2 rRNA genes (1 of these 2 running past the window's edge) are annotated in these 1,621 nt (G+C 56.6%); both read right to left on the bottom strand.

Annotated elements, in window-relative coordinates:
* Nucleotides 1–11 precede the first annotated feature (11 nt).
* Nucleotides 12–128, bottom strand: a 5S ribosomal RNA gene (rrf, locus tag ACYQ77_RS44770).
* A 98-nt stretch (nucleotides 129–226) separates the two neighbouring features.
* Nucleotides 227–1,621: ribosomal RNA gene (locus tag ACYQ77_RS44765) — 23S ribosomal RNA — on the bottom strand (it continues 1,823 nt past the right edge of the window).

The following is a 1,621-nucleotide window of genomic DNA, read 5'->3' as shown; positions in this document are numbered from 1 at the left end:
TTGGAAAGGATGTCCGGCGGTGTCCTACTCTCCCACACCCTGGCGAGTGCAGTACCATCGGCGCTGGTGGGCTTAGCTTCCGGGTTCGGAATGGGACCGGGCGTTTCCCCACCGCTATAGCCGCCGTAACACTATGAAACTAGCAACCAGCGAGCCGTAACCGGCTCCAGCGTGGTTGGTGTTTCAGAGTTGCATAGTGGATGCGAAACAAAACAAATTTGATCGTTTGTGGAAAGTCCTCGGCCTGTTAGTACCAGTCAACTCCACACATTACTGCGCTTCTATCTCTGGCCTATCAACCCCATGGTCTAGTGGGGGGCCTTAACCCATAAAGGGTGGGAGACCTCATCTTGGAACAGGCTTCCCGCTTAGATGCCTTCAGCGGTTATCCCTCCCGAACGTAGCCAACCAGCCGTGCCCTTGGCAGGACAACTGGCACACCAGAGGTTCGTCCGTCCCGGTCCTCTCGTACTAGGGACAGCCTTCCTCAAGTCTCCTACGCGCGCGGCGGATAGGGACCGAACTGTCTCACGACGTTCTAAACCCAGCTCGCGTGCCGCTTTAATGGGCGAACAGCCCAACCCTTGGGACCTACTCCAGCCCCAGGATGCGACGAGCCGACATCGAGGTGCCAAACCATGCCGTCGATATGGACTCTTGGGCAAGATCAGCCTGTTATCCCCGGGGTACCTTTTGTCCGTTGAGCGACACCCCTTCCACCAGGTGGTGCCGGATCACTAGTCCCGACTTTCGTCCCTGCTCGACCCGTCGGTCTCACAGTCAAGCTCCCTTGTGCACTTGCACTCGACACCTGATTGCCAACCAGGCTGAGGGAACCTTTGGGCGCCTCCGTTACTCTTTGGGAGGCAACCGCCCCAGTTAAACTACCCACCAGGCACTGTCCCTGGACCGGATCACGGTCCGAAGTTAGACACCCAGTACGACCAGAGTGGTATTTCAAGATTGACTCCACCCATACTGGCGTATGAGCTTCACAGTCTCCCACCTATCCTACACAAGCCGAACCAAGCACCAATACCAAGCTATAGTAAAGGTCCCGGGGTCTTTCCGTCCTGCCGCGCGTAACGAGCATCTTTACTCGTAGTGCAATTTCGCCGGGCCTGTGGTTGAGACAGTCGAGAAGTCGTTACGCCATTCGTGCAGGTCGGAACTTACCCGACAAGGAATTTCGCTACCTTAGGATGGTTATAGTTACCACCGCCGTTTACTGGCGCTTAAATTCTCAGCTTCGCCACACAAGGTGACTAACCGGTCCTCTTAACGTTCCAGCACCGGGCAGGCGTCAGTCCGTATACATCGTCTTGCGACTTCGCACGGACCTGTGTTTTTAGTAAACAGTCGCTTCTCGCTGGTCTCTGCGGCCACCTCGCCCTAGCCCGCAACGGGGCTTCAAGCGCTGTGGCCCCCCTTCTCCCGAAGTTACGGGGGCATTTTGCCGAGTTCCTTAACCACAGTTCACCCGATCGCCTTGGTATTCTCTACCTGACCACCTGTGTCGGTTTGGGGTACGGGCCGCATGGACACTCACTAGAGGCTTTTCTCGGCAGCATGGGATCACCCTACTTCGCCTCATTCGGCTATGCATCACGTCTCAGCCTAA

The sequence above is a fragment of the Actinophytocola sp. KF-1 genome, assembly GCF_054661535.1.
Note: the sequence above shows the minus strand (reverse complement) of the source record. Positions and strands in the feature narration are given on the sequence as shown.